Raw genomic sequence first — 25,784 nt, 5'->3', positions numbered from 1 at the left:
TCGTCGGCGTCGGCATCCGGAGAGCGACGACGGCCGTGCGGCACGAAACCGGTAGGCCCGTTACTCCGCCGCGCGCAGCGCGGGCGGGCCGCGGACCTCCTCGACTGGCTCCGGATTGCCTCGGGTGGCATCCACCGCCTCGGGCTTGTCCCGGAAGGACAGGCGGTGCGCCAGACGATCGAGGTAGATGTAGATCACCGGTGTCGTGAACAGCGTCAGGATCTGGCTGACCGCGAGACCGCCGACCATGGCGTAGCCGAGCGGCTGGCGGATCTCCGAGCCGGTCCCGTGGGCGAACATCAGCGGGATGCCGCCGAGCAGCGCCGCCATGGTGGTCATCAGGATCGGGCGGAAGCGCAGCAGCGCCGCCTTCCGGATCGCCTCCTCGGGACCGATGCCCTCTTCGCGCTCGGCCACGATGGCGAAGTCCACCAGCATGATGCCGTTCTTCTTCACGATGCCGATCAGCAGGATGATGCCGATCAGCGCGATCAGGCTGAAATCGAACGCCGCCGCCATCAGCACCGCAAGGGCGCCGACGCCCGCCGACGGCAGCGTCGACAGGATGGTGATCGGATGGATGAAGCTCTCGTAGAGGATGCCGAGGATCAGGTAGACGACGAACAAGGCCGCCAGGATCAGCAGCGGCACCGTCGAGAGCGACTGCTGGAACGCCTGGGCCGTGCCCTGGAAGCCGCTGACCACCGTCGGTGGCACCTGGAGGTCCCGCATCGCCCGGCCGATCGCCTCCGTGGCCTGCCCGAGGGCGACGTCGGGGGCGAGGTTGAAGCTGATCGTCACCGCCGGGAACTGGCCCTGGTGGTTCACCGAGAGCGGCGCGACCGGATCGGTGGTCCAGCGGGCGAAGGCAGCCAGCGGCACCTGCCCGCCGCCGTTCGGTGCCTTGATGTAGATCTTGTCGAGGCTGTCGACCCGGCCCTGAAGCACCGGCAGCACCTCCAGCACCACGTGGTAGCTGTTGAGCTGCGTGAAGTACTGGGCGATCTGCCGCTGCCCGAACGCGTCGTAGAGTGTGTCGTCGATGAGTTGCGGCGTGATGCCGTAGCGCGAGGCGGCGTCGCGATCGATCGCCATCGTCAGGGTGGTGCCCCGGGTCTGCTGGTCGGTCGCCACGTCGCGCAGCTCGGGCAACGTCTTCATCCGATCGAGGATGCGCGGCGCCCAGGTGTTGAGCTCGGTGAGATCCGGATCCTGCAGCGTGTACTCGAACTGCGTCCGCGAGGTGCGACCGCCGGTGCGCACATCCTGCGTGGCCTGGATGAAGGTGCGGATGCCCTCGACCCGCTCCAGCTTCGGTCGCAGCCGCGCGATGATCTGGAAGGCGTTGGCGTCGCGCTCATCCCGGGGCTTCAGCGTAATGTACATCCGGCCCGAGTTGAGCGCCTGGCCGTTGCCGCCCAGCGACATGCCGACGGTCGCGACGCCCGGATCGGCCTGGACGATCGCGCCGACCTTCTCCTGCAGCTCCTTCATCGCCGAGAAGGAGACGTCCTGCCCCGCCTCGGTGACGCCGATCATGAAGCCGGTGTCCTGCTGTGGGAAGAAGCCCTTCGGGATCGCCACGAACAGGTAGCCGGTGAGTCCGAGCGTCGCGAAGAAGGTGAGCAGCGTGATCCGGCGGTGGTGCAGGGCGACGTCGAGGGCGCTCTCGTAGACCGAGAGCAGCCAGTCGAACCCGGCCTCGCTCATCCGGTAGAGCCGGCCGTGGCGCTCGGCGCCGTGCGGCTTGAGCAGCCGTGCCGCCATCATCGGCGTCAGCGTCAGCGACACGAAGGCCGAGACCGCGATGGTCATCGACAGGACGACGGCGAACTCGCGGAACAGACGGCCGATGATCCCGCCCATCAGGAGCAGCGGGATCAGCACCGCGATCAGCGACACCGAGATCGACACGATGGTGAAGCCGATCTCGCCCGCACCCTTGAATGCGGCCTCCATGGGCCGCATCCCCTCCTCGACGTAGCGGCTGATGTTCTCCAGCACGACGATCGCGTCGTCGACCACGAAGCCGACCGCGATGGTGAGCGCCATCAGCGACAGGTTGTCGAGGGTGTAGCCCACCAACCACATCAGCGCGCAGGCGCCGAGCAGGGCGAGCGGCACTGTCACGCTCGGGATAACGGTCGCCCAGAAGCTCCTCAGGAAGACGAAGATCACCGCCACCACCAGCACGATGGTGAGCAGGAGGGTAAACTGCACATCCTCCACGGAGGCCCGGATCGTCTGCGTGCGGTCGCTGAGGAGATCGACCTTGATGCCGGCCGGGAGGGTCGCGGTCAGCCGTGGCAACTGCGCCTTGATGCTGTCGACGGTGTCGATGACGTTGGCGCCGGGCTGCTTGAAGATCACCAGGAAGACGCCGCGGCGCCCGTTCGTCCAGCCGGCCTGCTTCATGTCCTCGGGGCCGGCCACGGCTTTGCCGATGTCGCGCACGCGCAGGGGGGCGCCGTCTCGATAGGCGACGATGACGTCGTTCCAGTCCCGCGCCACCGTGAGCTGGTCGTTGGCGTAGATCGTGTAGCTGCGGCTCGTTCCGTCGATGCTCCCCTTCGGATTGTTGACCGTGGTGATGGCGAGCTGGTTGCGCACGTCCTCCAGGGACAGCCCCTTGGCGACGAGCTTGGCTGGATCGACCTGGATCCGCACCGCCGGCTTCTGCTGGCCGCCGATGAAGACCTGCGCGACTCCGGAGATCTGGCTGATCCGCTGGGCGAGCTGCACATCGACCGCATCGTCCACCTCGGTCAGCGGCAGGGTATCGGAGACCGCCGAGAGCAGCAGGATCGGCGAGTCCGCCGGGTTGACCTTGCGGTAGGTCGGCGGGCTGGGGAGGTTCTTGGGCAGCTGGCCGCCGGCGGCGTTGATTGCCGCTTGGATGTCGTTGGCCGCGCCGTCGATGTTGCGGTTCAGGTCGAACTGCACCGTGATGGTCGAGATCCCCAGGGAACTCGTGGACGTCATCTGCGACACGCCCGGGATCTGCGAGAATTGACGCTCGAGCGGCTGCGCCACGGACGATGCCATGGTCTCGGGGCTGGCGCCGGGGAGCTGCGCGGTCACCTGGATCGTGGGGAAATCCACCTGCGGCAGCGGCGCGACGCCGAGCAGCGGGTAGGCCACCAGTCCGAGGAACAGGATGCCGACCATGATCAGCGTGGTCGCCACCGGGAACCGGATGAACGGTGCGGAAATGCCGCCCTTCACGACCCGCCCCCGACCTGCCGCGACACGGCCATGCCTGCCTCCCGGCCCATCAGCGTTGCGCCTCCGCTTTCCGGCCGAGGTCCGGTTCGGCCGCCTGCGCGGTGTGCGCCGCGCGCGGATCGGCCACGAGGCTGCCGTCCTGAACCTTGTACTGTCCGGCCACGATGACGCGTTCGCCGGATTTCAAGTCGCCGCTCAGGATCTGGGTGCGGCCGGAATCCGAGCGGCCCGCTTTCAGGGCGACCTGATGCGCGCGGCCGGACTCGTCGACCACGAAGGCGAACAGGCCGGCAGGCCCGTGCTGCACGGCATCGTCAGGCACCGTCGTGGCCGTGGCCACCGTCCCGACCCGCATCTTGGTGGAGACGGATAGACCCGGCCACAGCGCGTGATTGCGGTTCTCGTACACGGCCTTGAGGCGGATCGTGCCCGTCGCCGTGTCGACTTGGTTGTTGAACAGGGCGAGCTTGCCGTCGGCGAGCTTGGCGAGCCCGTCCGAGCTCCAGGCTTCCACCGGCACGTCACCCGTCCGCAGGGCCGCGGTGATGGCGGGAAGCTGATCCTCGGGCGCGGTGAAGACGACGAAGATGGGCTCGACCTGCGTGATCGTCACGATCGCCGATTGTCCCGACGCGTTCACGATGTTGCCGATATCGACCTGCCGGAATCCCGTGACGCCGTCGATCGGCGCGCGGATCGTGGCGTAGCCGAGCTGCGTGGCCGCGTTGTCGATGGCGGCCTGATCGGAGGCGACCTGCGCAGTCAGCTGCGCGACCAAGGCCGTCTGCGTCTCGGTCTGCTGCCGCGACGCGTAGGCGCCGAGGCCCGTGTAGCGGGTCAGGTCGACCTTGGCGTTGTTGAGGTTGGCGGTGTCCTGCTCCTTCTTGGCCTTCGCCTGGTCCAGGGCTGCCTGATAGGGCCGCGGGTCGACCTGGACGAGGATATCGCCCTTGTGGACGGTCTGACCCTCCTTGAAGGCCACCTGCTGGATCTCGCCGTCGACCCGGGTGCGCACCTGGACGGTGTTGTACGCCTGCACCGTTCCGAGCCCGCTCGACACGAGGGCGAAGGGACCCTGTTCCACGGCTCCGAGCGTCACCGGGACGGGCAGCGGCGCCGCCGCCTTCGACTTCACCGCCGGCGCATTCAGCCGCGTATACCCGTAGGCGCCGCCGCCCGCGGCGCCGAGTAGGAGCAGAAGCAGGACCGATCCGCGGACGCGGCTCGGTTTCCGGCCTGCCTGAACCCGACGGGTGCCGCCCGCGTCCTGATACGCGGCGCTCTCGTCAAACCGAGACGTGCCGCGATGGTCCTCATCCTCGCTCAGCATGCGCCTGATTCCGCCCCCGTAACCGGCCGCTTCGCGATCCAGGATAATTTTGCATTCATTAGCATACAATCATCGGGACCGACACTGATCCGACCGGTCGCTTCGGTGGCGAGGCGCCGATGCGGGGCGTGCAACCGCGACCGTTGCGGGATAGCGTCCGCGCGATTGTGAACGGCCGACGGCCCCGCGCCGTGTCGGACGCGGGATGGATCTGAGACCTGGACGGCGCATGGCCCCGACGCTGGAAATCGACGGACTGAACGAACTGCGCGCTGCCCTCATCGAGGAACGGCAGATCATCGTCGCCTCGGTGCGCAAGCTGCGCGAGACGCGGCGGCAGAAGGGCACGTTCGTCATGGGAGACGGCTCGGAGGCCGGGCCCCGGATTTTGGCCGTGCAGCAGCAGATCGAAGTCGTCGAGTCCATCATCGCCAAACTGACGGGGTCACAGGGCTGACGCCGCCCGACCGGGCCGGCGCTTGGAATGACGCGCCGCCTCGGCACCCGAGCCGCTTCGGCAGCTTGGCACGGCTCGGTATCCGGGATGTTTCTGAGTTTCTCGAAGCTTAACGGCGTGCATGACGCCTGCTTCTGCCAATCAACTTCGATTCACTTCAATTCTCAACCCGAACTCAGTTGAGGAATATTGTTCTGGAGATACCTGAGGAAGTCCACGACGCGGAATGCCGCCAGTGCTGGATCGGTGCACCTGGAGTGTCGGCTGCTCGCGGACGGGGTCGCCGCGGCCGAATTCTTCAACCACTGGGTTCCGGCGCCAAAGCTCTCGGATGTCATGGGGCGCCTGCACGCCGCGCTCGTGCGTCTCGCACGAGACCTGACGAAACGGTGGGGCACTGCTCGGGCCGAGCAACCGTCGAGCGCCCAGTTCCACAAGTCGCTCCAGCCCGCCGGCATCGTCGGCGTCATCGACGGCAAGACCCGCAAGAGGCCTGAGCGCCACCTGACCGGCCCTTGCCTCGACCCGAAGCGCTACCGTAGGCGCCATGGCCTGCCGGTCGACGACTTATCGGTCGCCCCCGCCACGCCGAGCAGCGCGCCGCCCTCGCCAAGGCGATGGGGCCGGGACAGACAGGCGAGAGGTCGCGATCGAGGTCAGGCGGGCGCCGCACGGCCGTCTGACCCATTCCGTGCGGTCGCGGCGTGACGATCCGTTCGAGATGTTCAGTCTCGGGCTGGACCGGATCGGGGATGTGCTGTTAGCGGACCGCAGCTCAGGGCGCGGGATCCCGAATATGGACGCCTTCGAACACGGCGAATCTCTGCGTGACGTCGCGGAGACAGACGACTTGCACCTGCGGGGCGAGTTGCTGGCGCTCTGGTCGGCCCTCGAGGCGGACCGCCGTGCCCGCGACGAGCGCACGGCGCGCCTGCGCGCCATGCGCCTGATCGGCGGCGACGACGAGGGCGGCTGATCAGTCCGCGGCGCTGCCGGCCAACGGCAGTTGCGCCGCCAGCGTGTAGCCGACCGCCATCGCCATGGCCTCCGCCTGCGCGATCAACGCCGGATCACCCGCATCCCGCGCCGCTTGGAGCAGGGCGATCGCGTGGCGACCGAGGCGCTGGAGCACCTCATCTTCGATGGCCGGCCGGTCGTGTTGGCCTCGGTCAGTCATTCGCGTGCGTCTGGTTCGATGCGACCGGTGCCGGCCTGAAAGGTGTGGAGCCGGAGATCCACGTCTCCGTGTCCATGACGTCCCCGAAGACGCGCATCACGGCGCTCACCGTGCGGTGAATGTCGCTGGCGGCGATGCCTTCGAGGTCGTGGCTCGCCGAGGCGTCGGAGAGGAACGTCACCTCCTGGCCGCGATGGAACCCGTCGACCGCCGTGGCCAGGCAGGCCGCCTCCCCGGCGAAACCCGCGATCACCAGCGGCGGAGAGCCGCGCTCCATGGCGTCGGCGAAGGCGGGACTCGCGTAGCAGGACGGCCGGTCCCGGTCGAAGATCATGTCGCAGCCGTGCGGCTCGAAACCCTCGATCCAGCGGGCGAACCGGGTGCCGGCCTGGAACAGCGGCGCGCCGATCCAGCGCACATATGCGACCTGGATGCCGGTCGCCCGGGCGTGGCTGAGGGCACGCCGGCACTTGTCGAGGGCGGGCGCGATGCCCGGCAGAGCGAGCGGCCGGCCCGCGACCTCGTATTCCTGCTGCATGTCCACGAGGACCAGCACCGGCACGCTCCGCGGCCGCCGGTAGAGCGCCGGATTGAAGGTCCGGATCATCGCGCCGCCGCCTTCCGGTCGATGGAGGGGCGCGTGACCGCCCGCGCGCGGGACCGGTCGAGGGCTCCGGCGCGGTGCCAGCGGCCCTCCGGCCGGATGATCACGTAAGGATCGACGCCGATGCCGATGGCCTGCGGATGCGGCTCGGCCTCCAGCAGCATCTCGATGTAGTCGAAATCCGAGAAGACGAGTTCCTGCGCGCCATCGAAGACGCGGAAGCCGAAGCGGCTCCAGAAGCTGACGAGCCGCTTCTGCGCGTGGCCGTACAGGCGGCGGTAGCCCTTCACGCGGGCGAGCTCGATGCCGGCGCGGACCAGAGCGAACGCCATGCGGGTATTGCGATGCTCGGCCCGCACCGCGAGACGCTCGATTTTGGCGAAATCGGCGAAGAAACGGATGCGCAGGCAGCCAGCCGGCTCGTCGCCGACATAGCCGATCAGGTGCGTGGCCGAGAGATCGTTGCCGTCGAACTCTTCCTCGTAGGGGCAGGCCTGCTCGGCCATGTACACGGCGGCGCGGAGCGCGATGACCCGCGACAGATCCTCGAACGTCCGGGCGACGGCAACGCTGAGGCCGGTGGCCCCGGGCCGGTGACTGTCATAGAGCGGGAGGCGCTCGGCGGCCTCCGAGCGGTGGAACATGTGCAGCCCCGGGGCGCGCAGGCCCCGCCACGCGGCGCCCTGCGTGAAGCCGATTCCCTCCAGGTAGTCGGCGCCCTCGGCGGTGGCCGCACTGGCGAAGAGATCGACGTCGCGGCAGAGCGGCGTCGAGATCCGCTGCAGCATCAGGGCGACGGCGGCCGCGAGCCGTCTGCGGGCGTGAATAACCCACAGGTAGATTCCGGCCGGGCGCTCATGCTGCCGGGCGATGAAGTCCGTGTCCGGATCGCTCGCGTCGAAGGTACCGTTCAGCAGCGCCGTCATCCCGGCCTCGTTGAGGGGCAGGATCGCGGTCAGGCCCTCGCCGCGGGGGGCGAGCGCGTCGTAGGCGTCGCGCCGGGCGATCGCCAGGACGGTGTCGGGGTTGGCCGTCATCACGCGGCGGACCACGGCGATGTCGGCCACGCCCGGCAGGGCGGCCCGCGTCTCGTCGAGGAGCCGCTCCAGATCCCTCTGGGTCGGGGTGAACAGCACCAGATGACGGGCGAGGCGCGCCGATCTCAGGTCGATGATGTCGTGCCGCGCCTCCGGCGCCCCGTGCAGATGGGGCGGGTGATCGGGCGGGGATACGTGGACCGTCATCGCGTCGGCTTCCGCAGATGATTGCGAACAGCCCCAGGCTTCGCATGGCCGAAGACCTGCGTCTGTGCAAAACTTGAAGTATGGGAGTCTCACAGATGGAACACGCGTCGGTCTTCGAGGCCGGAATGCCGGACTGGCAGGACCTGCGCCTGTTCCTGGAGCTGGATCGGCGCGGAAGCTTCCGGGCCGCCGCCGCCGCCGTCGGGCTCTCCATCAACACCCTGCGTCGGCGGATCGACGACCTGGAGGCGCAGCTCGGCGTGACTCTGCTGACCCGCCACGCCGCCGGAATCCGTCTCACGGCCGAGGGCGAGACAATACTGGCCGCGACGCGTTCCATGGAGAGCGCCGCCTACTCGGTCCTGCGCGCCCGGGACGCCGCCTCGGCCACGCCGGCCGGCGAGGTGCGGATCGCCGTCACCGAGGGTCTCGGGACGTTCTGGCTCGCGCCGCGCCTCGTCGAGTTCCAGCGCTCGAACCCGAGGCTCGTGGTCGATCTGCGCTGCACGATGGACCCGGCCGATGTCGCCCGCCTCGAGGCCGACGTGGCCGTTCAGCTGGTGAGGCCGGTCAATCCCGATCTGAAGGTGGTCAAGCTCGGCCGCCTGCACGCCATGGCCTTCGCGGCCCGCAGCTATCTGGACATCTACGGCGTTCCGGCGGGCGTCGAGGACGCGGCCCGGCACCGGATCGTCCTTCAGGTGTCGAGCCAGACCGTCAGCATGGCGGAGTACGACCGGCACACGCCGGGCATGCCGCAATCCGGCTACGTCACGCTCAAGACCAACGTGAGCAGCGCCCATTATTGGGCGGTGGCGAACGGCGCCGGAATCGGCTGGCTGCCCACTTACGCGGCGGCGATCGGCGCCCGGCTGGTCCCGCTGGACGGCCTCGTCCAGGTTGGCCTCGACATCTGGCTGACCTATCACCCCGATGCCGAGCGGATCGACCGCGTGCGTCGGGCGATCGACTGGATCCGCGCCAGCTTCGATCCGGCGCGCTATCCCTGGTTCCGCGACGCCTTCATCCATCCCCGGGACCTGCCGGCGACGCTCAAGGGCGCGCCCATGCCCGAGCTGTTCGCCGGGTTCGCCGGGATGGAGCGCTAGATCGGTGCGCGCGCATCCTTGACCGTGCCGCGCGCATGATCCTTGCTGCCGCGGCCGCAACGACGAGGTTTGCCGTGCTGCTGACGCCCCGTGAGAAGGACAAGCTGCTGATCGCCATGGCCGCGCAGGTGGCGCGCAACCGCCTCGCGCGGGGCGTGAAGCTCAACCATCCGGAGGCGGTGGCGCTGATCACCGATTTCGTGGTCGAGGGCGCCCGGGACGGGCGCACCGTCGCCGAGCTGATGCAGGCCGGCGGCACCGTGCTCACCGCCGAGCAGGTGATGGACGGGGTGGCCGAGATGATCCACGACATCCAGGTCGAGGCTACGTTTCCGGACGGCACGAAGCTCGTGACCGTGCATCATCCGATCCGCGGCGCGGCCTCTGCCGAAATTCCGGGGGCGGTAACGACGCTGCCCGGCGAGATCGTCTTCAACGCGGATGCGGAGCGCACCGTCATCGAAGTCGCCAACACGGGCGACCGGCCGATCCAGGTCGGCTCGCACTACCACTTCTACGAGGTCAATCCGGGCTTGGTGTTCGCCCGCGAGCAGGCCCGCGGCAAGCGCCTCGACATCGCGCCCGGCACCGCGGTGCGCTTCGAGCCTGGCTCGACGCGGGAGGTCGCGCTTGTGCCGCTCTCGGGCGGCCGCACAGTCTACGGCTTCCGGGGTGACGTGATGGGCAAGCTTTGACCATGTCCAACACCCCGAAGCCCGCGAGCCTTCCCCGGTCCGCCTACGCCGACATGTTCGGCCCGACCGTCGGCGACCGCATCCGCCTCGCCGACACCAGCCTCGAGATCACGGTCGAGCGCGACCTCACCACCTACGGCGAGGAGGTGAAGTTCGGCGGCGGCAAGGTGATCCGCGACGGCATGGGCCAGAGCCAGGCGACGAACGCCGACGGAGCGGTCGACACGGTGATCACCAATGCCGTCGTGCTCGATCACTGGGGCATCGTGAAATGCGATGTCGGGATCGTCCGCGGGCGGATCTCCCGGCTGGGCAAGGCCGGCAACCCGGACGTGCAGCCGGGCGTCGACATCGTGGTCGGCCCCGGCACCGAGGTCATCGCCGGCGAGGGCAAGATCCTGACGGCCGGCGGCTTCGACAGCCACATCCACTTCATCTGCCCTCAGCAGATCGAGGAGGCGCTCTGCTCAGGCGTCACCACGATGCTCGGCGGCGGCACAGGCCCGGCGCACGGCACCTTCGCCACGACCTGCACGCCCGGCCCCTGGCACATCGCCCGGATGATCGAGGCGGCCGACGCCTTCCCGATGAACCTCGCCTTCGCCGGCAAGGGCAACGCGTCCCGGCCGGAAAGCCTCGTCGAGATGGTCCGGGCCGGCGCCTGCGCGCTCAAGCTGCACGAGGATTGGGGCACGACGCCCGCGGCGATCGACACCTGCCTGTCGGTGGCGGATTCCCACGACATCCAGGTCATGATCCACACCGACACGCTCAACGAATCGGGCTTCGTCGAGGACACGATCGCGGCGTTCAAGGGCCGGACCATCCACGCCTTCCACACCGAGGGCGCCGGCGGCGGCCACGCGCCGGACATCATCAAGGTGGCCGGGCTGCCGAACGTGCTGCCGTCCTCCACGAACCCGACGCGGCCCTACACGCGCAACACGATCGACGAGCATCTCGACATGCTCATGGTCTGCCACCACCTCGACCCGTCGATCCCCGAGGACCTCGCTTTCGCCGAGAGCCGGATCCGCCGCGAGACCATCGCGGCCGAGGACATCCTGCACGACATCGGCGCACTCTCGATGATGTCCTCCGACAGCCAGGCCATGGGTCGGGTCGGCGAGGTCATCATCCGCACGTGGCAGACCGCCGACAAGATGAAGCGCCAGCGGGGCGCCCTCCCCGGCGACGCCTCGGGCACCGACAACCTGCGCGCCCGCCGCTACGTCGCCAAGTACACGATCAACCCGGCCATCGCGCATGGGATCTCCCGGCATATCGGCTCTGTCGAGCCCGGCAAGCTCGCCGACCTCGTGCTCTGGACGCCGGCCTTCTTCGGCGTGAAGCCCGACCTCGTGCTGAAGGGCGGCAGCATCGCGGCGGCGCCGATGGGCGACCCGAACGCCTCGATCCCGACGCCGCAGCCGGTCCACTACCGTCCGATGTTTGGCGCCTACGGCCGGACGCCCTTCGCCACCGCCGTCACCTTCGTCTCAAAGGCGGCCCTGGAGGACGGCCTGCGGAACCGACTCGGCGTCCGGAAGGAGTTTGTCGCCGTGGAGAACGTGCGCGGCGGCATCTCGAAGAAGAGCATGGTGCTGAATGACGCCACACCGGTGATCGAGGTCGATCCCGAGACCTACGACGTCCGTGCCGACGGCGAGCTTCTGGTCTGCGAGCCCGCCGAGGTGCTGCCGATGGCGCAGCGTTATTTCCTGTTCTGAGCGAAATGCGCACATGATCCGCGCCACCCGCATCCTTCGCCGCGAGACCCTGTCGGGCGGCGAGATCGTCGACAGGGTCGTCCTCGACCACGGTGACCGCCATCGCCGCCGCGTCGCCATGCGCGGTGCCGGCGGCTTGGGTTTCCTGCTCGACCTCGCGGAACCGACCGTGCTGGAAGACGGCGACGCCCTGGTCCTCCAGGATGGCCGCCTCGTCTGGGTCGAGGCGGCGCCGGAGCGGCTTCTGGAGATCCGCGCACCGAGCGACCACGCGCTCAAGCGCCTGATCTGGCATATCGGCAATCGGCACATCCCGGCCGAGATCGGCGGGGACGCGGTGTGGATCGCCTACGACCACGTGCTCGCCGAGATGGTTCAGGGGCTCGGCGGAAGCGTGGCGACGGTGGAGCGGCCGTTTCGGCCGGAGGGCGGCGCCTATTCCGGGGGCCACGCGCACGATCACGATCATCCGCACGGCGGCCACCACCCTCATCACCATGCCGCCGGCTGAGACGCTCGACGCGCTTCGCCTGATGGCGTGGCTGTCACCCGGCTATCCGGTGGGTGCCTATGCCTACTCGCACGGACTGGAATGGGCGGTCGAAGCGGGCGACGTGCGTGACGAGGCGAGCCTCATGGGCTGGCTGGAAGACGTCTGCACCCACGGCGCCCTGCGCAACGACCTGATCCTCGCCGCGCAGGCCCACCGGCTCGCGCAGGCGGACGATGGGCCGGCCCTCGCCGATCTCAACGCGCTCGCCCTGGCCCTGGCGCCATCGCGCGAGTTGCATCTGGAGACCAGCCAGCAAGGCCGCAGCTTCCTCGACGCCACCCTCGGTGCGTGGCCGTGCGCACGGCTCAACCGGCTCGCGGCCTCTGTATCGGGCCCGATCGCCTATCCGGTGGCCGTGGGGATTGCAGCGGGCGCGCACGACATGGAGCGACCGGGCGCCCTGTCGGCCTACGGGCTCGCCTTCGTTCAGAACCTCGTCTCGGCGGCCCTCCGGGCAGCGCCCGTGGGTCAGGCGGCGGGCACGCGGGTGGTCGCCGCCCTCGTCCCGCGCATCGCCCGCATCGCCGCAGAAGCCGGGTGCGCGGAGCTCGACGCCCTCGGTGCCGCCACGTTTCGCCTGGACCTCGGTTCCTTCCGGCACGAGACCCAGTATTCCCGCATCTTCCGATCCTGAGCGCGCAGCATGACCCCCACGAACGGCCCCCTCCGCGTCGGCATCGGCGGCCCCGTCGGATCCGGCAAGACCGCCCTGATGGAGCAGCTCTGCAAGCGCTTCCGCGACCGCTACGAGATCTGCGCGATCACGAACGACATCTACACCAAGGAGGACGCCCGCATCCTGACCGTGGCGGGCGCGCTGCCGGAGGAGCGCATCCTGGGCGTCGAGACCGGCGGTTGTCCGCACACTGCAATCCGCGAGGATGCCTCGATCAACCTCGCCGCCGTCGCCGAGATGAACCGCCGCTTCCCCCGGCTCGACCTCGTGCTGATCGAATCCGGCGGTGACAACCTGGCGGCGACGTTCTCGCCGGAACTCGCCGACATCACCCTCTACGTCATCGACGTGGCAGGCGGGGAGAAGATCCCGCGCAAGGGCGGCCCCGGCATCACCCGGTCCGATCTGCTGATCGTCAACAAGACTGACCTCGCGCCGCTCGTCGGCGCCGACCTGTCGGTGATGGAAGCGGACACGCGCCGGATGCGGGGGGCACGCCCCTACGTCTTCGCGTCCCTGCGCGACGGCGCCGGCGCGGACGAAGTCGCGCGCTTCGTCGAAGAGGCCGGCGGCCTCGGCCGCTGATCCGGCCGCCTGAGATGCGCCTCAGCGCCCGGCCTCGGCGGACCGCGACCGCGCGCCGGTGGCCGACGGAACGCCCATCAACCGGTCGAGGCGGCTCATCCGCGCGCTGAAATCGTCCATGGCGACTTGGCGCGTCTTGATCGCGGCGTTCGGCGGCGCCTTGGCGTGTGCCCGGATCCCGCGCGCCTGTGCCGCCGGGGCGACGAGGAGCGCGGCCAGAGCCGCAATGGTCAGAGTGCGTGTCACGGGGCATGTCCCTCATGCGTCCGCCCGGACGGAGGGCGACTGCCTCACGAGGATATGTTCGCCCCAAGCTTGACTGCGTGCGCCAGCGCACAGCCCGCTCAGATGACCAATGGCCGGGTCCGTAACGGGATGCTGGATTGACAGCCGTGAACGACTGATCCAACCCGCGGTATTGGTGGCTTTTGACCAGTATCGCTCATGCGACATCTGCGGTGGCTCGCCACCCTGCCCTTCTTCGGCATCCTGATCGGCCCGTACTTCCTGAACCGGGTCGAACCATTCGTCCTGGGACTGCCGCTGCTCCTGGTATGGCTGGTTTTCTGCGTCATCGGAACTTCGGCAGTGATGGGCATCATCTACCTGACCGATCCCGAGCGGCGCGCGCCGGAGGATCCGCGATGAGCATCGCGCTCGTCATCGTCGCGGCCGGCTTCGCCCTGGCCATCGGCCTCGGCCTCTATGCCCGCCACGGCCGCGAGATGGGCCTGGAGCAGTGGACCGTCGGCGGCCGCGGCTTCGGCACGGCCCTGGTCTTCCTGCTGATGGCCGGTGAGATCTACACGACCTTCACGTTCCTCGGCGGATCGGGGATCGCCTACGGCAAGGGCGGGCCCGCCTACTACATCCTGTGCTACCTGACGTTGGCCTACGTCACCTCCTACTGGCTGCTGCCGCCGGTCTGGGCCTACGCGAAGCGGCACGGGCTCTACACGCAGCCCGACTTCTTCGCGCGCAAGTACCAGAGCCGGGGGCTCGGCATCCTCGTGGCGCTCGTCGGGATCGTGGCGCTGGTCCCCTACCTCGTGCTCCAGTTCAAGGGGCTCGGGATCATCGTCTCCACGACCTCCTACGGAGCGATCTCGTCGACGGCGGCGGTTTGGATCGGCGCGGCGGCGCTCACCGCCTACGTGATCGTGTCCGGCGTCCACGGCTCGGCCTGGACCGCGGTGATCAAGGACACCAGCATCCTCGCTCTGGTGATCTTCCTCGGAATCTACCTGCCCCTGCACTATTACGGCAGCTACGAGGGTCTCTTCCGCGCCATCGAGTCCGCGAAGCCGGGCTTCCTGGCCCTGCCGGAACACGGGCAGAGCACGACCTGGTTCTCGACCACGGTCCTGCTCACGGCGCTGGGCGGCTACATGTGGCCGCACACCTTCGCATCCCTCTACACGGCGCGGGAGCCGAGCGCCTTCCGGCGCAACGCCGTCATCCTGCCGATCTACCAGTTGATCAACCTGTTCGTCTTCATGATCGGCTTCACCGCCGTGCTGCAGGTCCCGGGTCTCACGGGCCCCGACGTCGACCTGTCGCTGTTCAAGCTGTCGCTGCAAAGCTTCCCACCGTGGTTCATCGGGATCATCGGTGCCACCGGCGTTCTCACCGCCCTGGTGCCGGGCTCGATGATCCTGATCGCTGGCGCGACGCTGGTGGCCAACAACCTCGTCCGGCCGCTGCGGCCGGGCATGGACGACGCCGCGACGGCGCGGCTGTGCAAGATCCTCGTCCCGGTCCTGGCTCTGGTCTGCGTCGGCTTCACGCTGTCGGGCGGCGACACCATCGTCCAGTTGCTGCTCATGGGCTACAACTTCGTCACCCAGCTGTTTCCCTGCTTCATCACCAGCCTGCTGCGGCGCAATCCGCTCGACTGGCGCGCCGCGATGGCCGGCATCGTGGCGGGCGTCGCCACCGTGGCGGCGACGGTGCTGAGCGGGTTCAGCCTCACGGCCTTCCAGTCCCTCGGGCCCCTGCAGGACGTCAACGTCGGCGTCGCGGCTCTGGTGGTGAACATCGTGGTCACGGCCGCGGCGGCGCAGCTGTATCGAAGGGACGCGGCGGCCCGAACCCAGGCCGCGGAATGAGCTGCTTCAAGCCGGGCCGCGCCGGGCTGTCAGCCAGGACGCCAGCAGCACGGCCGCGCTGACGAACCCGACCAGCAGCGTCGAGGCGGCATTGATCTCGGGGTTCACGCCGAGACGGACCTGACTGTAGAGGCGCATCGGAAGGGTGGTCGAGCCCGGACCCGAGACGAAACTCGCGATGACCAGATCGTCGAGCGACAGGCTGAAGGCGAGGAGCGCGCCGGCTACGACCGCCGGTGCCAGCAGCGGCAGGGTCACGGTGGTGAGCACGCGCCACGGCGTCGCGCCGAGATCCGCCGCTGCCTCCTCCAGGGAGCGATCCAGGCCGCGCAGGCGCGCCGCGACGACGACGGCGACGAAGCCGGTGCAGAAGGTGGCGTGCGCGATGACGATCGTGGCGAGGCCGCGATCGAAGCCGATGCCGATGAACATCAGGAGGAGCGAGAGGCCGATCATCACCTCCGGCATCACCATCGGCCCGAGGACGAGCCCGGTGAACAGCGCGCGCCCGCGAAACCGACCGTGGCGCTCCAGCACCAGCGCCGCCGCCGTGCCGAGGACTGTGGCGACGAGGCTCGAGAGAACCGCCACCTTGAGCGACACCCAGGCAGCGGCCAGCAGGGGCGCGTCCGAGAAGAGCGCCTCGTACCACCGTGTCGAGATCCCGCCCCAGACCGTCACAAGGGGCGACGCGTTGAACGAGTAGGCGATCAGAACGAGGATCGGCGCGTAGAGGAAGCCGAGCCCGGCCGCCAGGGCAGTGCGGGTCACCCAGGTCATGGCCGACCGTCCTCGGTCTTGCCGGCGCGCAGGCTGTCGCGGAACAGCACCACCGGTCCGATCACGATGCCGAGGATGAGGACCGCGACCGCGGAGGCCAGGGGCCAGTCGCGATTGGAGAAGAACTCAGTCCAGAGCACCCGGCCGAGCATTAGCGTCTCCGAGCCGCCGAGGAGGTCCGGAATGACGAACTCGCCAACCATCGGGATGAAGCAGAGCCCGGCGCCCGCCAGGATCCCCGGCAGGCTGAGTGGCAGGGTCACGCTCCAGAACACCCGGGTCGGCGAGGCGCCGAGGTCGGCCGCGGCTTCACGCAACGTGGGATCGAGCCGGTTCATGACCGCGTAAAGCGGCAGCACCATGAAGGGCAGGTAGGCGTAGACGAGGCCGATGAGGATCGCGGCGTCGGTGTTGAGGATCGTCAACGGCTCGGCGATGAGGCCGAGCCGCAGCAAGACCAGATTCAGCAGTCCCTCGGGCTTCAGGATCGCGATCCAGGCGTAGATTCGGATGAGGAAGCTCGTCCAGAACGGCACGACGACGAGGGCGACGAGGAGCGGCTGCCAACGGGCGGGCGAGCGGGCCAGGGCGTAGGCGAGCGGGATGCCGAGGGCGACGAGGATCAGGCTCGCCACCGCGGCGTAGGTCAGCGAGCCGAGGGCAGCGTCGCGGTAGAGCGGATCGGCGTAGAGGGTCGCGTAGTTGTCGAAGTCCAGAGCTTCGAGGAACGACGACCAGCCCTCAAGGCCGGCGCGCCAGTCGAGCACCGGCAGATAGGGCGGGATCGCCGTGGCCGGCTCCGACAGACTGATCTTCAGCGTGATCGCGAAGGGCACGAGGAAGAAGACCGACAGCCACGCGAAGGGCGGGAGCCGCACCAGCCGGGCGAAGCCGCGGCCGGATCTCGGGCGGGTCATGGGAGGCGGTTCGGGTTGCGCGAGCCGGTTCGTCGCCGCGGGTGCGGTCTGGACTTTCGCATGATCGGGCGCCGTCATGCCGGAAGGATCACCGCGGCCTGGGGATCGAAATTGACGCGCGATTCCGAGCCTGAGGCCCCATCCACGGCGTCGGGGCGCCCGCTCGCCCGCAGGGCGGTCCCGTCCGGCAGACGCAGCGTCCGGCGCACGCGGTCGCCCAGAAACAGGGCGTCGGCGATGACCACGGGAAGCCCATCGGACCCGAGGACAAGATCCTCCGGCCGGACCGCCACGACGACCGACGCACCCTCCTCCAGGGTCGTCGTCGCCACGCCGCGCACCGTGCCGTGCACGGTCTGGACCGCCCGGACGCCCCCCGGCTCCTCCGGCCCGAGGTGTCCCCGGATCAGGTTCACGTCCCCGAGCAGGCCCGCCACGAAGCGGCTCGCCGGTCGGCGATAGAGGTCAGCCGGCTTTCCGACCTGAACGAGGCGGCCCGCCTCCATCACGCCGATCCGGTCGGCGAGCATCATCGCCTCCTCCGGATCGTGGGTGACGACCACGAAGGCGGTGCCGAGCCGGCGCTGCACGGCGCGCAGTTCGCCCTGGGTCTCCTCCCGCAGGCCACGGTCCAGCGCGCCGAGCGGCTCGTCGAGGAGCAGCAGCTTGGGCTCGCGGGCGAGGGCACGGGCGAGGGCAACCCGCTGACGCTGACCGCCCGAGAGCGTCTCGGGCCGTCGGTCGCCGAAACCGTCCAGACGGACCAGCCGGAGGAGATCGCCGACCCGCTCGGCCGCGGCCGTCCGGCCTAGGCCCTTGAGTCCGTAACCAACATTGCCCGCCACGCTCATGTGCGGGAACAGGGCGTAGGATTGAAACATCATGTTCACCGGCCGCCGGTGCGGCGGGAGCCCGGTCAGGTCTGCACTGCCCAGGAGGATGCGCCCCGCGCTCGGAATGTCGAACCCGGCGATCATGCGCAGCAAGGTGCTCTTGCCGCAGCCGGACGGTCCGAGGAGGCAGAAGAACTCCGCGGGCTCGAGATCCAGCGTGACGGCATCGACGGCCGTGTGCGTGCCGAACTGCTTGGTCAGATCCTGAAGCCGCAGGCGCGGCGGCGGCGCGCCGGTCAAGGGATCAGGAATCCTCGCGCAACGCCTCGGCGACGCGCGCTTCCAGAAGGTCGGGCCGGCGCAGCACGAGTGCGCCGCGGGTGCGGTCGACCAGCCCCTCCGCGGCCATCGCGGTAAACTCCCGCGTGACCTGCTCGCGGCGGCAGCCGATCCGGGCGGCGAGCACGTGATGGTAGGGCGGAGGCGACACGACCCGTTCACCCGAGGCGCCGGCGCGTGGAACCGACAGGCGCAGCAGCTCGGCGTAGAGGCGGTGCTTCAGGTCGAGCAGCGCGTGCTCCATCAGCCGGGTGTTCAGCTCGCGCACGCGCTTGGCGAGCAGCCTGAACAGCCGGTCGGCGATCACCTCGGACGCGAAGACCATCTGACGGAACACGGCGGCGGGTACCACGCACACATCGCCGCGGGTGAGCGCCGTGACGTTGGCCGAGCGGCCGATCCCGTCGATCGCCGCCAGCTCGCCGAAAAAGGCGCCGCCGCGCATCTCCCCGAGGATCACCTCCTTGCCCGACTGCGTGCGGTTCAGGATGCGGACCTCGCCGGAGGCAATGAAGTAGACGTCCGTGGAAATGTCGTCGAAGTCGACTAGGACCTCGTTCTCGTCGAACCGCCGCCAGTGGCAGCGGGGTTCGAAGGTGCTGAGCTCGATGCCCGGGTCCTTGAAGAAGGGTATCGTGCCCAGCCGCGCCATCAGTCGTGTCCCCTCAACTCCGGCCTCCGTCCCTGCCCTGACGGGTGCCGGCCAGCAGATGGGGGACGGGAGCAGCCCGCACTGGAAATCCGAGCATCGCCGCTGCGCTGCTCGATCGGCCGGGCGGCCGCGATCGTGACGGGCGCAGGCAGAGCGGTCAAGCCGCGCTTGGCTGAACAGGAGTTTATTAGCGTGGATCTGGAATCGGCGATAAGCCCAAGCGCCGCGTGGGGGCGCGGCCATGATGGCAGACGAGATCACCTTCGCGGGGCACGCACCCTGTAAAACGATAGCATCGCCGCGGCGGCAGGCCACGCTCGCGGCGCCGTTCGAACGGTCCGGGCGCAGCCTGCATTCCGGACGTTACGCCACCGTGCGGGTCAGCCCGGCGCCGGCGGATCACGGCATCGTCTTCCGTCGCCACCTCGAGGACGGCCGCGTCGTCGACGTGCCCGCACGCTGGCATCACCGAGAATCGCAGCCGCTCTCGTCGGCGATCCGGCGCGAGGGCGTGCTCGTCCGGACGATCGAGCACCTGATGGCGTCCCTGAGCGCTCTGCAGGTCGACAACGTCCTGGCCGAGATCGACGCGGACGAGTTGCCGATCTTCGATGGCAGCGCTGCGCCCTGGTGCCAAGCGATCCAGGCGGCGGGTCGGAGCGAGCAGGCGCCGACCTGCCGCGTGATCAAGGTCCGCCGTGCCGTCTCGGTGGAGCGGGGGCAGCGCCTCCTCCGGATCGAGCCCGGTCCGGGCTTCCACGTGACAGGTCACATCGCCCTCGCCCATTTCGGTGCGATCGACTGGTCGGGCGCCATAACCCCGGAGAGCTTCGAGCGAGAGATCGCCCCGGCACGCAGCTTCGGCCGCTACGTCCGGGCCATGGCCGGACGTGCCTACGGATACTTCGCGCGCAGGGACTTCCTGCAGGGCGTCTCTCCCCGCTCGGCGGCGCTGCTCGTCCGGGGGCGCGTGCTTGGCGGGATGCAGGTGCCGGGTGAGCCGGTGCGGCACCGTATCCTCGACCTGATCGGTGATTTGGCTTTGACGGGACACCCCATCGAAGGGCGAGTGACCGCCCTGCACACCGGGCACGAACTGAACCACGCCCTCGTGGCCGCCCTGATGGAGGACGAAGGGGCCTGGGAGCTCATCTGAACGCGGGCGAACGGATCCGTCAGGCCGAAACCCGGAGTGGCGTCTCACAGGCGAGCGCGACGCCTCCGAATGCGCGCACGAGGTCGCCGTCGAGCTTGGCCTCCATGGTCTTCAGGATCGCGTAGGCCTCGCCAGCGGCTTTCGGCGCCTTGTAGGGTCGGGCCTCAATGAGCGCCGCGAAGATGTCGCAGATCGTGATCAGCCGGACGAGATCCGGGATCTCCTTGCCGCAGAGCTTATCCGGATAGCCGGTGCCATCGAGGTACTCATGGTGGGAGCGGACCACCGCCAGGGTCAGCGCATCGTAACCCCCTCCGAGGAGCATGCCGTGTCCGAGAACCGGATGGCGGGCCATCTCGACCCGTTCCTCCGGCGTCAGTGGGGCCGGCTTGTTCAGGATGGCGAGCGGGATCTTGGCCTTGCCGATGTCGTGGAGCAGCGCGCCCTTGATCAGAAAGTTCGAGTCGGATTCGTTGAGCCCGAGTTGGCGCGCGAAGGCCGCCGCCAAACCGGCGACGCTCAGGCAATGGCGGTGGGTTACGTCATCGAACTTCGCCACCACGGCAAGCCAATCCCGGATTTTGGCCTCGCGGACCGCGCGATTGACCAGGACAGCCCCGGACTCGACGATCGCCGGCTCAGGGCAGCGATCGGCACGGAAGATGGCGGCGAAGGCTGTCCGCGCGCCTTCGATTCCTTCCCGCGGGATAGCGGCCGTCCGACCCGACGGCTCGCCGGTCAGGGACGCGACGGCGTTGAGCAGCATGGCCCCGGCCACAGAGGCCGGCAGGGCCCGGGTCGCCCCCAGGGCCGTGGCCTGGATCTCGCCGCGCTCCAGGTTGCCGTGGACCAGATGCAGGAAGGGCGTACCGGTGCCGCGCGCCACCGCGAGGGCTTGGCGCAGACGGCGCACGGACTCGGACGTCAGCGCACTGACGTCGCTGATGATCAGCGTGGCGCCTGCGGGCGGCGCGGCATCGCCGTAGAGGTCGTGGAGCGTCGCTGACCCGACCGCGCCGAGGCTGCGGGCGAGCCGCTCGCCGCGGCTGAGGTCGTCGGTGAGGATCAGGGTCCGGCCCAAGATTTCGCTCCCGTCGTCCGCCCCCCCCGAGCGCACGATACCGCAGGCTGCGGCGCGCCCACCCAACGGCGCGCCGAGACGCAATACTGATCCGCCTGCGTCCGCATTCGTACCCAGGGGACGACCACCGCGGTTGGACCGCAGGCTTGATGCGCGATACTGAAGCGGCTTTGATGCCATTCCGTTAAAATGCCGGCTTTTGCATCGCTTTTAGATCGATCAACAGAGACCGATCCCCTACGACTGCTTGTTGATCGGCGCAGATGGCCGGCACGCAGGCCGCGCTTGCCTCGCCGCGTCCGGACGGCCAGAACGCCGCCATGCTGCGCGTCAACGACCTTTCCTACCGCATCGGCGACCGTCTGATCCTCGACTCGGCGAGCTTTACGATCCCGGAGGGCGCCCGCGTGGGGCTCGTCGGGCGCAACGGCGCCGGCAAGACCACGCTGTTCAAGGCCATCCTGGGCGACCTTCCGGTGGATGCGAAATCCGTATCCCTGCCCCGGGGCATGCGGATCGGTGCCGTTGCGCAGGAGGCGCCGGCCGGTCCCGAGACGCTGCACGCCGTCGTCCTCGCCGCCGACACGGAACGCGCCCGGCTGATGGCGGAGGCTGAGCACGCCGACGGACTGCGCCGGGCCGAGATCGAGACGCGGCTTGTCGATATCGACGCTCACTCGGCGCCGGCGCGTGCGGCCGCGATCCTGCACGGTCTCGGCTTCGATGCGGCCGCCCAGGGCCGCCCCTGCTCGGACTTTTCCGGCGGTTGGCGAATGCGCGTGGCGCTCGCCGCCGTGCTGTTCTCCGAACCGGACCTGCTGCTCCTCGACGAGCCGACCAACTACCTCGACATCGAGGGCACCCTCTGGCTCTACGACTACCTGGAACGTTACCCGCGTACGGCGATCATCATCAGCCACGACCGCGACCTGCTCGACACCAGCGTCGACCACATCCTCCATCTCGATCGCGGCAAGCTGACGATTTACCGCGGCGGCTATACGAGCTTCGCCAAGCAGCTGTCCGAGAAGCGGGTCCTGCAGGCCAAGGCCAAGGCCAAGCAGGATGCCGAGCGGGCGCATCTGCAGAGCTTCATCGACCGCTTCAAGGCCAAGGCCACCAAGGCGCGGCAGGCCCAGTCACGGATGAAGCGGCTCGCCAAGATGGAGCCGATCGCGGCGCTCCTCGAGGACGACGTGCCGGTGATCCATCTGCCGAGCCCGGAGAAGCCGCTGTCGCCGCCGATCGTCGCCATGGAGCGGGTGAAGGCCGGCTACGGCGACCGCATCGTGCTCACCGGGCTCGATCTCAGTCTCGCGCCTGACGACCGGGTGGCGCTGCTGGGCGCCAACGGCAACGGCAAGTCCACCTTCTGCAAGCTGATCGGCGGTCGGCTGGGGCCGCTTGCCGGCGAGGTCAAGCGCTCCTCCAAGATGGAGGTGGCCTATTTCGCCCAGCACCAGCTCGACGAGTTGCGCCCCGCCGAGAGCGCTTACGCGCATGTCCGGACCCTGATGCCGGACGTGCCGGAGGCGAAGGTGCGCTCAGCGACAGCCCGCCTCGGTTTCGGCGCCAACAAGGCCGACACGCCGGTGGAGAAGCTCTCAGGCGGCGAGAAGGCGCGCCTGCTGATGGGACTCGCCGCCTTCCACGGGCCTCACCTCCTGATCCTCGACGAGCCGACCAACCATCTCGACATCGAGAGCCGTCAGGCCCTGGTCGAGGCGATCAACGACTACGAGGGTGCTGTCATCCTGGTCTCCCACGATCGGTTCCTGGTCGAGGCCTGCGCCGACCGGCTCTGGCTCGTCTCGGATGGCACCGTGAAGACCTTCGACGGCGACATGGACGATTACCGCCGCCTCGTTCTGTCGGGCCCGGAGCGGGACGCGGAGCGCGACGCCGAGCCGTCCGGCGGTCAGAAGGCCGAGGCGCGGCGCGCGGGCGTCGAGCGCCGCGCCGCGCTGGCACCGTTGCGCAAGCGGCTCGACGCCATCGAGGCGCGGATGGCGAAGCTGACGGCGGCGATTCAGAAGATCGACGCGGCCCTGGAGGACGGCTCGGCCTTCCGCGAAAACGCCGCCAAGGCCGGCGAGATCGCCAAGATGCGGGCGGACGCGGCCAGCGCGCTCGCAGCCGCCGAGGAGGAGTGGCTGACCGTGAGCGCTGAAATCGAGGCGGCCTGAGCGCTTGAGGACGCGCCAGGGAAGCCTTGCGGAAGCCTTTTGGAAGCCGCCTATACGGCACTCTCGATCGCCTGCTCGAGGATGTCGACACCAAGGTCGAGTTCCGCGTCCGTGGCCGTCAGCGGCGGCGCGATGCGAAACACGCCGCCCATGCCCGGCAGCTGGACGATGTTCATGCTCAGCCCGAGTTCGAGGCAGCGCCGGGTGATCGCGTCGCCCAGTTCCGGCGCCGGCACCTTGGAGGCCCGGTCGGCGACGATTTCCACGCCCTGCAGCAGCCCCCGCCCGCGCACGTCGCCGATGCAGGCAAAGCGTTGCTGGAGCGCGCGCAACCGGGCGGCCAGATGGGCGCCGGCCGCCGCGGCCCGCGCGACGAGCCCGTCGCGCTGAACGATCTCCAAGACCTTCAGGCCGACCGCCGCCGGGAGCGGATCGGAGACATGGGTCGTGTAGAACAGGAAGCCGCGGGCGTGGCAGAGATCCTCGATCTCCGGCGTGGTCATCACCGCGGCGAGCGGCAGGCCGGCGCCCAGCGTCTTCGACAGGGTGAGGATATCCGGCACCACCCCGTCGCGCTCGCACGCGAACATCAGCCCGGTGCGGCCGATACCAGTTTGGGCCTCGTCGAGGATCAGCAGCATGCCGCGCTCGGTGCATTTCTGCTTGAGCGCCGCGAGGTAGCCGGGCGGAAGCTCGATGATCCCGCCGGAGCTGAGGATCGGTTCGGCCAGGAACGCCGCGAGATTGCCGGTGGATTGACGGTCGACCAGCGCGAAGGCGTAGTCCAGCTCGGCCTGCCAATTGGGAGCGCCCCCCGTCTCGAAGATGGGGCGGTAGGCATTCGGCGCCGGAATCGCGAACGATCCGACCGGCGCCGGGCCGTAGCCCTTGCGACCCGCGCTGTAGGTCGCCGAAGCGGCCCCGGCCGTCATGCCGTGCCAGGACTGGGCGAAGCTCACCACCTCCCAGCCGCCGGTGGCGAGCTTGGCCATGCGCAGCGCGGCCTCATTGGCCTCCGCCCCGGTCGTCAACAGCATGGACCGGTCGAGTTGCCCAGGCGCGAGCCGGGCGAGTTCGGTGGCGAGATCGACCACGGGTCGGCTCAGCATGCCGCTGAACAGATGGTCGAGGGTCCTCACGTGATCCGCCACCACCGCGGCGATTTCCGGATGGCCGTGGCCCAGGATCGCGCTCATCTGACCGGAGGTAAAATCGAGGATTTTCCTGCCGTCGGCGTCGATGACGAAGCTGCCTTCCGCCCGCTCGACGATGACGGGGGCGAACGCGCCGCCATACCGCACCAAGTGGCGCCGGGCGCGATCCCAGAAATCTTCGTCGGCATTCTGCGTCATCGTCGCTCGTGCTCCGCGTCTGCCTAGCATGCTAAGGGGCGACCGGACCCGCGCACCAGCTTATAGTTCTGAAACGAGAATTCAGAGATCCTGATGGGTCGGACCCTCGATATCGACCTTCTGCGCAGCTTCGCCGCCGTGGCGGAGACCGGTGCACTCAGCCGGGCGGCCGAGCGGGTCGGCCGAAGCCAAGCCGCGCTGAGCATGCAGATGAAGCGACTGGAGGAACTCATCGACCGACCGTTGCTGACGCGGACGGGCCGGGGTGTTCTGCTCACCGTCCAGGGCGAGCGACTTCTCGTCCATGGCCGACGCATCCTCGCGTCGCACGACGATGCCCTCGCCGAATTCTCGGGTCGGAGCCTCAGCGGATCCCTGCGCTTCGGATGCCCGGATGATTATGCCCAAGCGTTCCTGCCCGTGCTCCTGCGCGGCTTCGCTCAGCAACATCCGGCAGCGGCGATCGACGTGGTCTGCGCCGCGACGCCCCGGCTCGAAGAACGGCTCGAACGCGGCGGCCTCGACCTTGCCCTGGTCTCCGTTCCCCGCGTGGCCGAGCGCGCCATCCTGAGGCGGGAAGAACTCGTTTGGGTGACGGCGAAGGATGCCACCGCACCGTGGCCGGACCCGCTGCCGCTCGCCCTCGGCGATCCCGACACCCTCGATCATCGGGCGGCGCGCACCGCCTTGGAGCGGGCCGGGCGCGCCTACCGGATCGCCTACGCGAGCGGTAGCCTGTCGGGGCTGCTGGCGGTCGCGCGGTCGGGCCAAGCCGTTGCAGTGCTGACCCGGTCGGCGGTTCCGGCCGATCTGCGCGTCGAGTCGCGGGGGAACGGACTACCGCCGCTTCCACGGATCGGCCTCACGCTCCGTCTGGAGGAGCAGCACGCCTCGCCGCTGACGCGCGCCTTTACCGCGCACGTGCGGGCAGTGCTGCCGGGTCTTTAAGGAAGTGTGGGCGGAGGGTCGGCGTCTTAGAGCGCCTAACAGAACGG

General features: G+C 69.1%; 26 protein-coding genes. 14 read left to right on the top strand and 12 right to left on the bottom strand.

What is annotated here, in order from left to right; all coding sequences use genetic code 11:
* Nucleotides 1–60: 60 nt before the first annotated feature.
* Together MMSR116_RS13275 and MMSR116_RS13270 are read right to left on the bottom strand one after the other, a co-directional pair.
* Nucleotides 61–3,225 (bottom strand): efflux RND transporter permease subunit, encoded by a 3,165-nt coding sequence (locus tag MMSR116_RS13275; RefSeq protein ID WP_010682656.1) that lies wholly within the window; start codon nt 3,223–3,225, stop codon nt 61–63.
* A gap of 49 nt (nt 3,226–3,274) precedes the next feature.
* Entirely contained in the window at nt 3,275–4,555 is a 1,281-nt protein-coding gene (locus tag MMSR116_RS13270; protein WP_010682657.1) for an efflux RND transporter periplasmic adaptor subunit, read from the bottom strand.
* Between the two features lie 229 nt (nt 4,556–4,784).
* Here MMSR116_RS13270 and MMSR116_RS13265 point away from each other — a divergent pair, with 229 nt between their 5' ends.
* The 3 genes from MMSR116_RS13265 (at nt 4,785) to MMSR116_RS13255 (ending at nt 5,988) form a co-directional block, all read left to right on the top strand.
* Nucleotides 4,785–5,012, top strand: coding sequence for a hypothetical protein (locus MMSR116_RS13265; protein ID WP_010682658.1), 228 nt, complete (start codon nt 4,785–4,787; stop codon nt 5,010–5,012).
* A gap of 246 nt (nt 5,013–5,258) precedes the next feature.
* The gene (locus MMSR116_RS32535) at nt 5,259–5,720 is read left to right on the top strand and encodes a MucR family transcriptional regulator (RefSeq protein WP_010682659.1); all 462 of its coding nucleotides are present in this window, start codon (nt 5,259–5,261) and stop codon (nt 5,718–5,720) included.
* A gap of 88 nt (nt 5,721–5,808) precedes the next feature.
* Entirely contained in the window at nt 5,809–5,988 is a 180-nt protein-coding gene (locus MMSR116_RS13255) for a hypothetical protein (protein ID WP_010682660.1), read from the top strand.
* Here the strand turns inward: MMSR116_RS13255 and MMSR116_RS13250 are convergent, their stop codons facing one another.
* Genes MMSR116_RS13250 through MMSR116_RS32385 form a run of 3 tightly spaced genes read right to left on the bottom strand, consistent with a single transcriptional unit; the run spans nt 5,989 to nt 8,037 of the window.
* Complete coding sequence (locus tag MMSR116_RS13250) at nt 5,989–6,144, bottom strand: hypothetical protein (protein ID WP_244625656.1); 156 nt, start codon at nt 6,142–6,144, stop codon at nt 5,989–5,991.
* A gap of 37 nt (nt 6,145–6,181) precedes the next feature.
* Nucleotides 6,182–6,796, bottom strand: coding sequence for a cysteine hydrolase family protein (locus MMSR116_RS13245; RefSeq protein WP_010682662.1), 615 nt, complete (start codon nt 6,794–6,796; stop codon nt 6,182–6,184).
* Nucleotides 6,793–8,037, bottom strand: a complete 1,245-nt coding sequence (locus tag MMSR116_RS32385) for a GNAT family N-acetyltransferase (RefSeq protein WP_010682663.1) — start codon at nt 8,035–8,037, stop codon at nt 6,793–6,795. Before MMSR116_RS32385 ends, MMSR116_RS13245 begins: the two co-directional genes overlap by 4 nt.
* A gap of 95 nt (nt 8,038–8,132) precedes the next feature.
* On the opposite strand from MMSR116_RS32385, the gene MMSR116_RS13235 reads away from it, so the two are divergent.
* The 6 genes from MMSR116_RS13235 to ureG all read left to right on the top strand — a co-directional run bounded on the left by MMSR116_RS13235 (nt 8,133) and on the right by ureG (nt 13,385).
* A complete protein-coding gene (locus tag MMSR116_RS13235) occupies nt 8,133–9,146 on the top strand; it encodes a LysR family transcriptional regulator (RefSeq protein WP_010682664.1) in 1,014 nt (337 codons plus the stop codon).
* A gap of 74 nt (nt 9,147–9,220) precedes the next feature.
* Complete coding sequence (locus tag MMSR116_RS13230; protein ID WP_010682665.1) at nt 9,221–9,841, top strand: urease subunit gamma; 621 nt, start codon at nt 9,221–9,223, stop codon at nt 9,839–9,841.
* A 2-nt stretch (nt 9,842–9,843) separates the two neighbouring features.
* Nucleotides 9,844–11,571, top strand: a complete 1,728-nt coding sequence (ureC, locus tag MMSR116_RS13225; RefSeq protein WP_010682666.1) for an urease subunit alpha — start codon at nt 9,844–9,846, stop codon at nt 11,569–11,571.
* 13 nt (nt 11,572–11,584) lie between these two features.
* On the top strand, nt 11,585–12,082 hold the full coding sequence (locus MMSR116_RS13220) for an urease accessory protein UreE (protein WP_010682667.1): 498 nt from the start codon (nt 11,585–11,587) through the stop codon (nt 12,080–12,082).
* The gene (locus tag MMSR116_RS13215; RefSeq protein ID WP_010682668.1) at nt 12,069–12,758 is read left to right on the top strand and encodes an urease accessory protein UreF; all 690 of its coding nucleotides are present in this window, start codon (nt 12,069–12,071) and stop codon (nt 12,756–12,758) included. The genes MMSR116_RS13220 and MMSR116_RS13215 overlap by 14 nt, the downstream gene beginning before the upstream one ends.
* A gap of 9 nt (nt 12,759–12,767) precedes the next feature.
* Complete coding sequence (gene ureG, locus MMSR116_RS13210; protein WP_010682669.1) at nt 12,768–13,385, top strand: urease accessory protein UreG; 618 nt, start codon at nt 12,768–12,770, stop codon at nt 13,383–13,385.
* A 21-nt stretch (nt 13,386–13,406) separates the two neighbouring features.
* Here ureG and MMSR116_RS13205 read toward each other — a convergent pair whose 3' ends face one another.
* Nucleotides 13,407–13,631 (bottom strand): hypothetical protein, encoded by a 225-nt coding sequence (locus MMSR116_RS13205; protein ID WP_010682670.1) that lies wholly within the window; start codon nt 13,629–13,631, stop codon nt 13,407–13,409.
* A 198-nt stretch (nt 13,632–13,829) separates the two neighbouring features.
* On the opposite strand from MMSR116_RS13205, the gene MMSR116_RS13200 reads away from it, so the two are divergent.
* Entirely contained in the window at nt 13,830–14,033 is a 204-nt protein-coding gene (locus tag MMSR116_RS13200; RefSeq protein WP_010682671.1) for a DUF3311 domain-containing protein, read from the top strand.
* Nucleotides 14,030–15,493, top strand: coding sequence for a sodium:solute symporter family protein (locus MMSR116_RS13195; RefSeq protein ID WP_010682672.1), 1,464 nt, complete (start codon nt 14,030–14,032; stop codon nt 15,491–15,493). Before MMSR116_RS13200 ends, MMSR116_RS13195 begins: the two co-directional genes overlap by 4 nt.
* A gap of 6 nt (nt 15,494–15,499) precedes the next feature.
* Here MMSR116_RS13195 and MMSR116_RS13190 read toward each other — a convergent pair whose 3' ends face one another.
* From MMSR116_RS13190 to MMSR116_RS13175, 4 genes are all read right to left on the bottom strand, one after another.
* A complete protein-coding gene (locus tag MMSR116_RS13190) occupies nt 15,500–16,273 on the bottom strand; it encodes an ABC transporter permease (protein ID WP_010682673.1) in 774 nt (257 codons plus the stop codon).
* Nucleotides 16,270–17,190: an ABC transporter permease gene (locus MMSR116_RS13185; RefSeq protein ID WP_010682674.1), complete on the bottom strand. Its 921-nt coding sequence runs from the start codon at nt 17,188–17,190 to the stop codon at nt 16,270–16,272. The genes MMSR116_RS13190 and MMSR116_RS13185 overlap by 4 nt, the downstream gene beginning before the upstream one ends.
* Nucleotides 17,191–17,264: 74 nt before the next feature.
* Entirely contained in the window at nt 17,265–18,323 is a 1,059-nt protein-coding gene (locus MMSR116_RS13180) for an ABC transporter ATP-binding protein (protein ID WP_010682675.1), read from the bottom strand.
* Between the two features lie 4 nt (nt 18,324–18,327).
* Nucleotides 18,328–19,014, bottom strand: coding sequence for a Crp/Fnr family transcriptional regulator (locus tag MMSR116_RS13175; RefSeq protein WP_010682676.1), 687 nt, complete (start codon nt 19,012–19,014; stop codon nt 18,328–18,330).
* A gap of 241 nt (nt 19,015–19,255) precedes the next feature.
* On the opposite strand from MMSR116_RS13175, the gene MMSR116_RS13170 reads away from it, so the two are divergent.
* A complete protein-coding gene (locus MMSR116_RS13170; RefSeq protein ID WP_010682677.1) occupies nt 19,256–20,170 on the top strand; it encodes a UDP-3-O-acyl-N-acetylglucosamine deacetylase in 915 nt (304 codons plus the stop codon).
* Between the two features lie 19 nt (nt 20,171–20,189).
* On the opposite strand, the gene MMSR116_RS13165 is transcribed toward MMSR116_RS13170, so the two are convergent.
* A complete protein-coding gene (locus tag MMSR116_RS13165; protein WP_010682678.1) occupies nt 20,190–21,251 on the bottom strand; it encodes an HD-GYP domain-containing protein in 1,062 nt (353 codons plus the stop codon).
* A gap of 320 nt (nt 21,252–21,571) precedes the next feature.
* On the opposite strand from MMSR116_RS13165, the gene MMSR116_RS13160 reads away from it, so the two are divergent.
* A complete protein-coding gene (locus tag MMSR116_RS13160; RefSeq protein ID WP_039892607.1) occupies nt 21,572–23,437 on the top strand; it encodes an ABC-F family ATP-binding cassette domain-containing protein in 1,866 nt (621 codons plus the stop codon).
* 50 nt (nt 23,438–23,487) lie between these two features.
* On the opposite strand, the gene MMSR116_RS13155 is transcribed toward MMSR116_RS13160, so the two are convergent.
* Nucleotides 23,488–24,789 (bottom strand): aspartate aminotransferase family protein, encoded by a 1,302-nt coding sequence (locus MMSR116_RS13155; protein WP_010682680.1) that lies wholly within the window; start codon nt 24,787–24,789, stop codon nt 23,488–23,490.
* 93 nt (nt 24,790–24,882) lie between these two features.
* Here MMSR116_RS13155 and MMSR116_RS13150 point away from each other — a divergent pair, with 93 nt between their 5' ends.
* Entirely contained in the window at nt 24,883–25,737 is an 855-nt protein-coding gene (locus MMSR116_RS13150) for a LysR substrate-binding domain-containing protein (RefSeq protein WP_010682681.1), read from the top strand.
* The last annotated feature ends 47 nt before the right edge of the window (nt 25,738–25,784 follow it).

Origin of the sequence: Methylobacterium mesophilicum SR1.6/6 (assembly GCF_000364445.2) — a bacterium.
GTDB classification, from domain to species: domain Bacteria; phylum Pseudomonadota; class Alphaproteobacteria; order Rhizobiales; family Beijerinckiaceae; genus Methylobacterium; species Methylobacterium mesophilicum_A.
This window is presented reverse-complemented; position numbering and strand designations above follow the sequence as displayed.

Coding starts and splice junctions, on each gene's coding strand:
- MMSR116_RS13270 (WP_010682657.1), bottom strand. CDS start 4,555: ATGCTGAGCGAGGATGAGGACCATCGCGGCACGTCTCGGTTTGACGAG.
- MMSR116_RS13265 (WP_010682658.1), top strand. CDS start 4,785: ATGGCCCCGACGCTGGAAATCGACGGACTGAACGAACTGCGCGCTGCC.
- MMSR116_RS13255 (WP_010682660.1), top strand. CDS start 5,809: ATGGACGCCTTCGAACACGGCGAATCTCTGCGTGACGTCGCGGAGACA.
- MMSR116_RS13245 (WP_010682662.1), bottom strand. CDS start 6,796: ATGATCCGGACCTTCAATCCGGCGCTCTACCGGCGGCCGCGGAGCGTG.
- MMSR116_RS32385 (WP_010682663.1), bottom strand. CDS start 8,037: ATGACGGTCCACGTATCCCCGCCCGATCACCCGCCCCATCTGCACGGG.
- MMSR116_RS13235 (WP_010682664.1), top strand. CDS start 8,133: ATGGAACACGCGTCGGTCTTCGAGGCCGGAATGCCGGACTGGCAGGAC.
- ureC (WP_010682666.1), top strand. CDS start 9,844: ATGTCCAACACCCCGAAGCCCGCGAGCCTTCCCCGGTCCGCCTACGCC.
- MMSR116_RS13220 (WP_010682667.1), top strand. CDS start 11,585: ATGATCCGCGCCACCCGCATCCTTCGCCGCGAGACCCTGTCGGGCGGC.
- MMSR116_RS13215 (WP_010682668.1), top strand. CDS start 12,069: ATGCCGCCGGCTGAGACGCTCGACGCGCTTCGCCTGATGGCGTGGCTG.
- ureG (WP_010682669.1), top strand. CDS start 12,768: ATGACCCCCACGAACGGCCCCCTCCGCGTCGGCATCGGCGGCCCCGTC.
- MMSR116_RS13200 (WP_010682671.1), top strand. CDS start 13,830: ATGCGACATCTGCGGTGGCTCGCCACCCTGCCCTTCTTCGGCATCCTG.
- MMSR116_RS13195 (WP_010682672.1), top strand. CDS start 14,030: ATGAGCATCGCGCTCGTCATCGTCGCGGCCGGCTTCGCCCTGGCCATC.
- MMSR116_RS13190 (WP_010682673.1), bottom strand. CDS start 16,273: ATGACCTGGGTGACCCGCACTGCCCTGGCGGCCGGGCTCGGCTTCCTC.
- MMSR116_RS13185 (WP_010682674.1), bottom strand. CDS start 17,190: ATGACCCGCCCGAGATCCGGCCGCGGCTTCGCCCGGCTGGTGCGGCTC.
- MMSR116_RS13175 (WP_010682676.1), bottom strand. CDS start 19,014: ATGGCGCGGCTGGGCACGATACCCTTCTTCAAGGACCCGGGCATCGAG.
- MMSR116_RS13170 (WP_010682677.1), top strand. CDS start 19,256: ATGATGGCAGACGAGATCACCTTCGCGGGGCACGCACCCTGTAAAACG.
- MMSR116_RS13160 (WP_039892607.1), top strand. CDS start 21,572: ATGCTGCGCGTCAACGACCTTTCCTACCGCATCGGCGACCGTCTGATC.
- MMSR116_RS13155 (WP_010682680.1), bottom strand. CDS start 24,789: ATGACGCAGAATGCCGACGAAGATTTCTGGGATCGCGCCCGGCGCCAC.
- MMSR116_RS13150 (WP_010682681.1), top strand. CDS start 24,883: ATGGGTCGGACCCTCGATATCGACCTTCTGCGCAGCTTCGCCGCCGTG.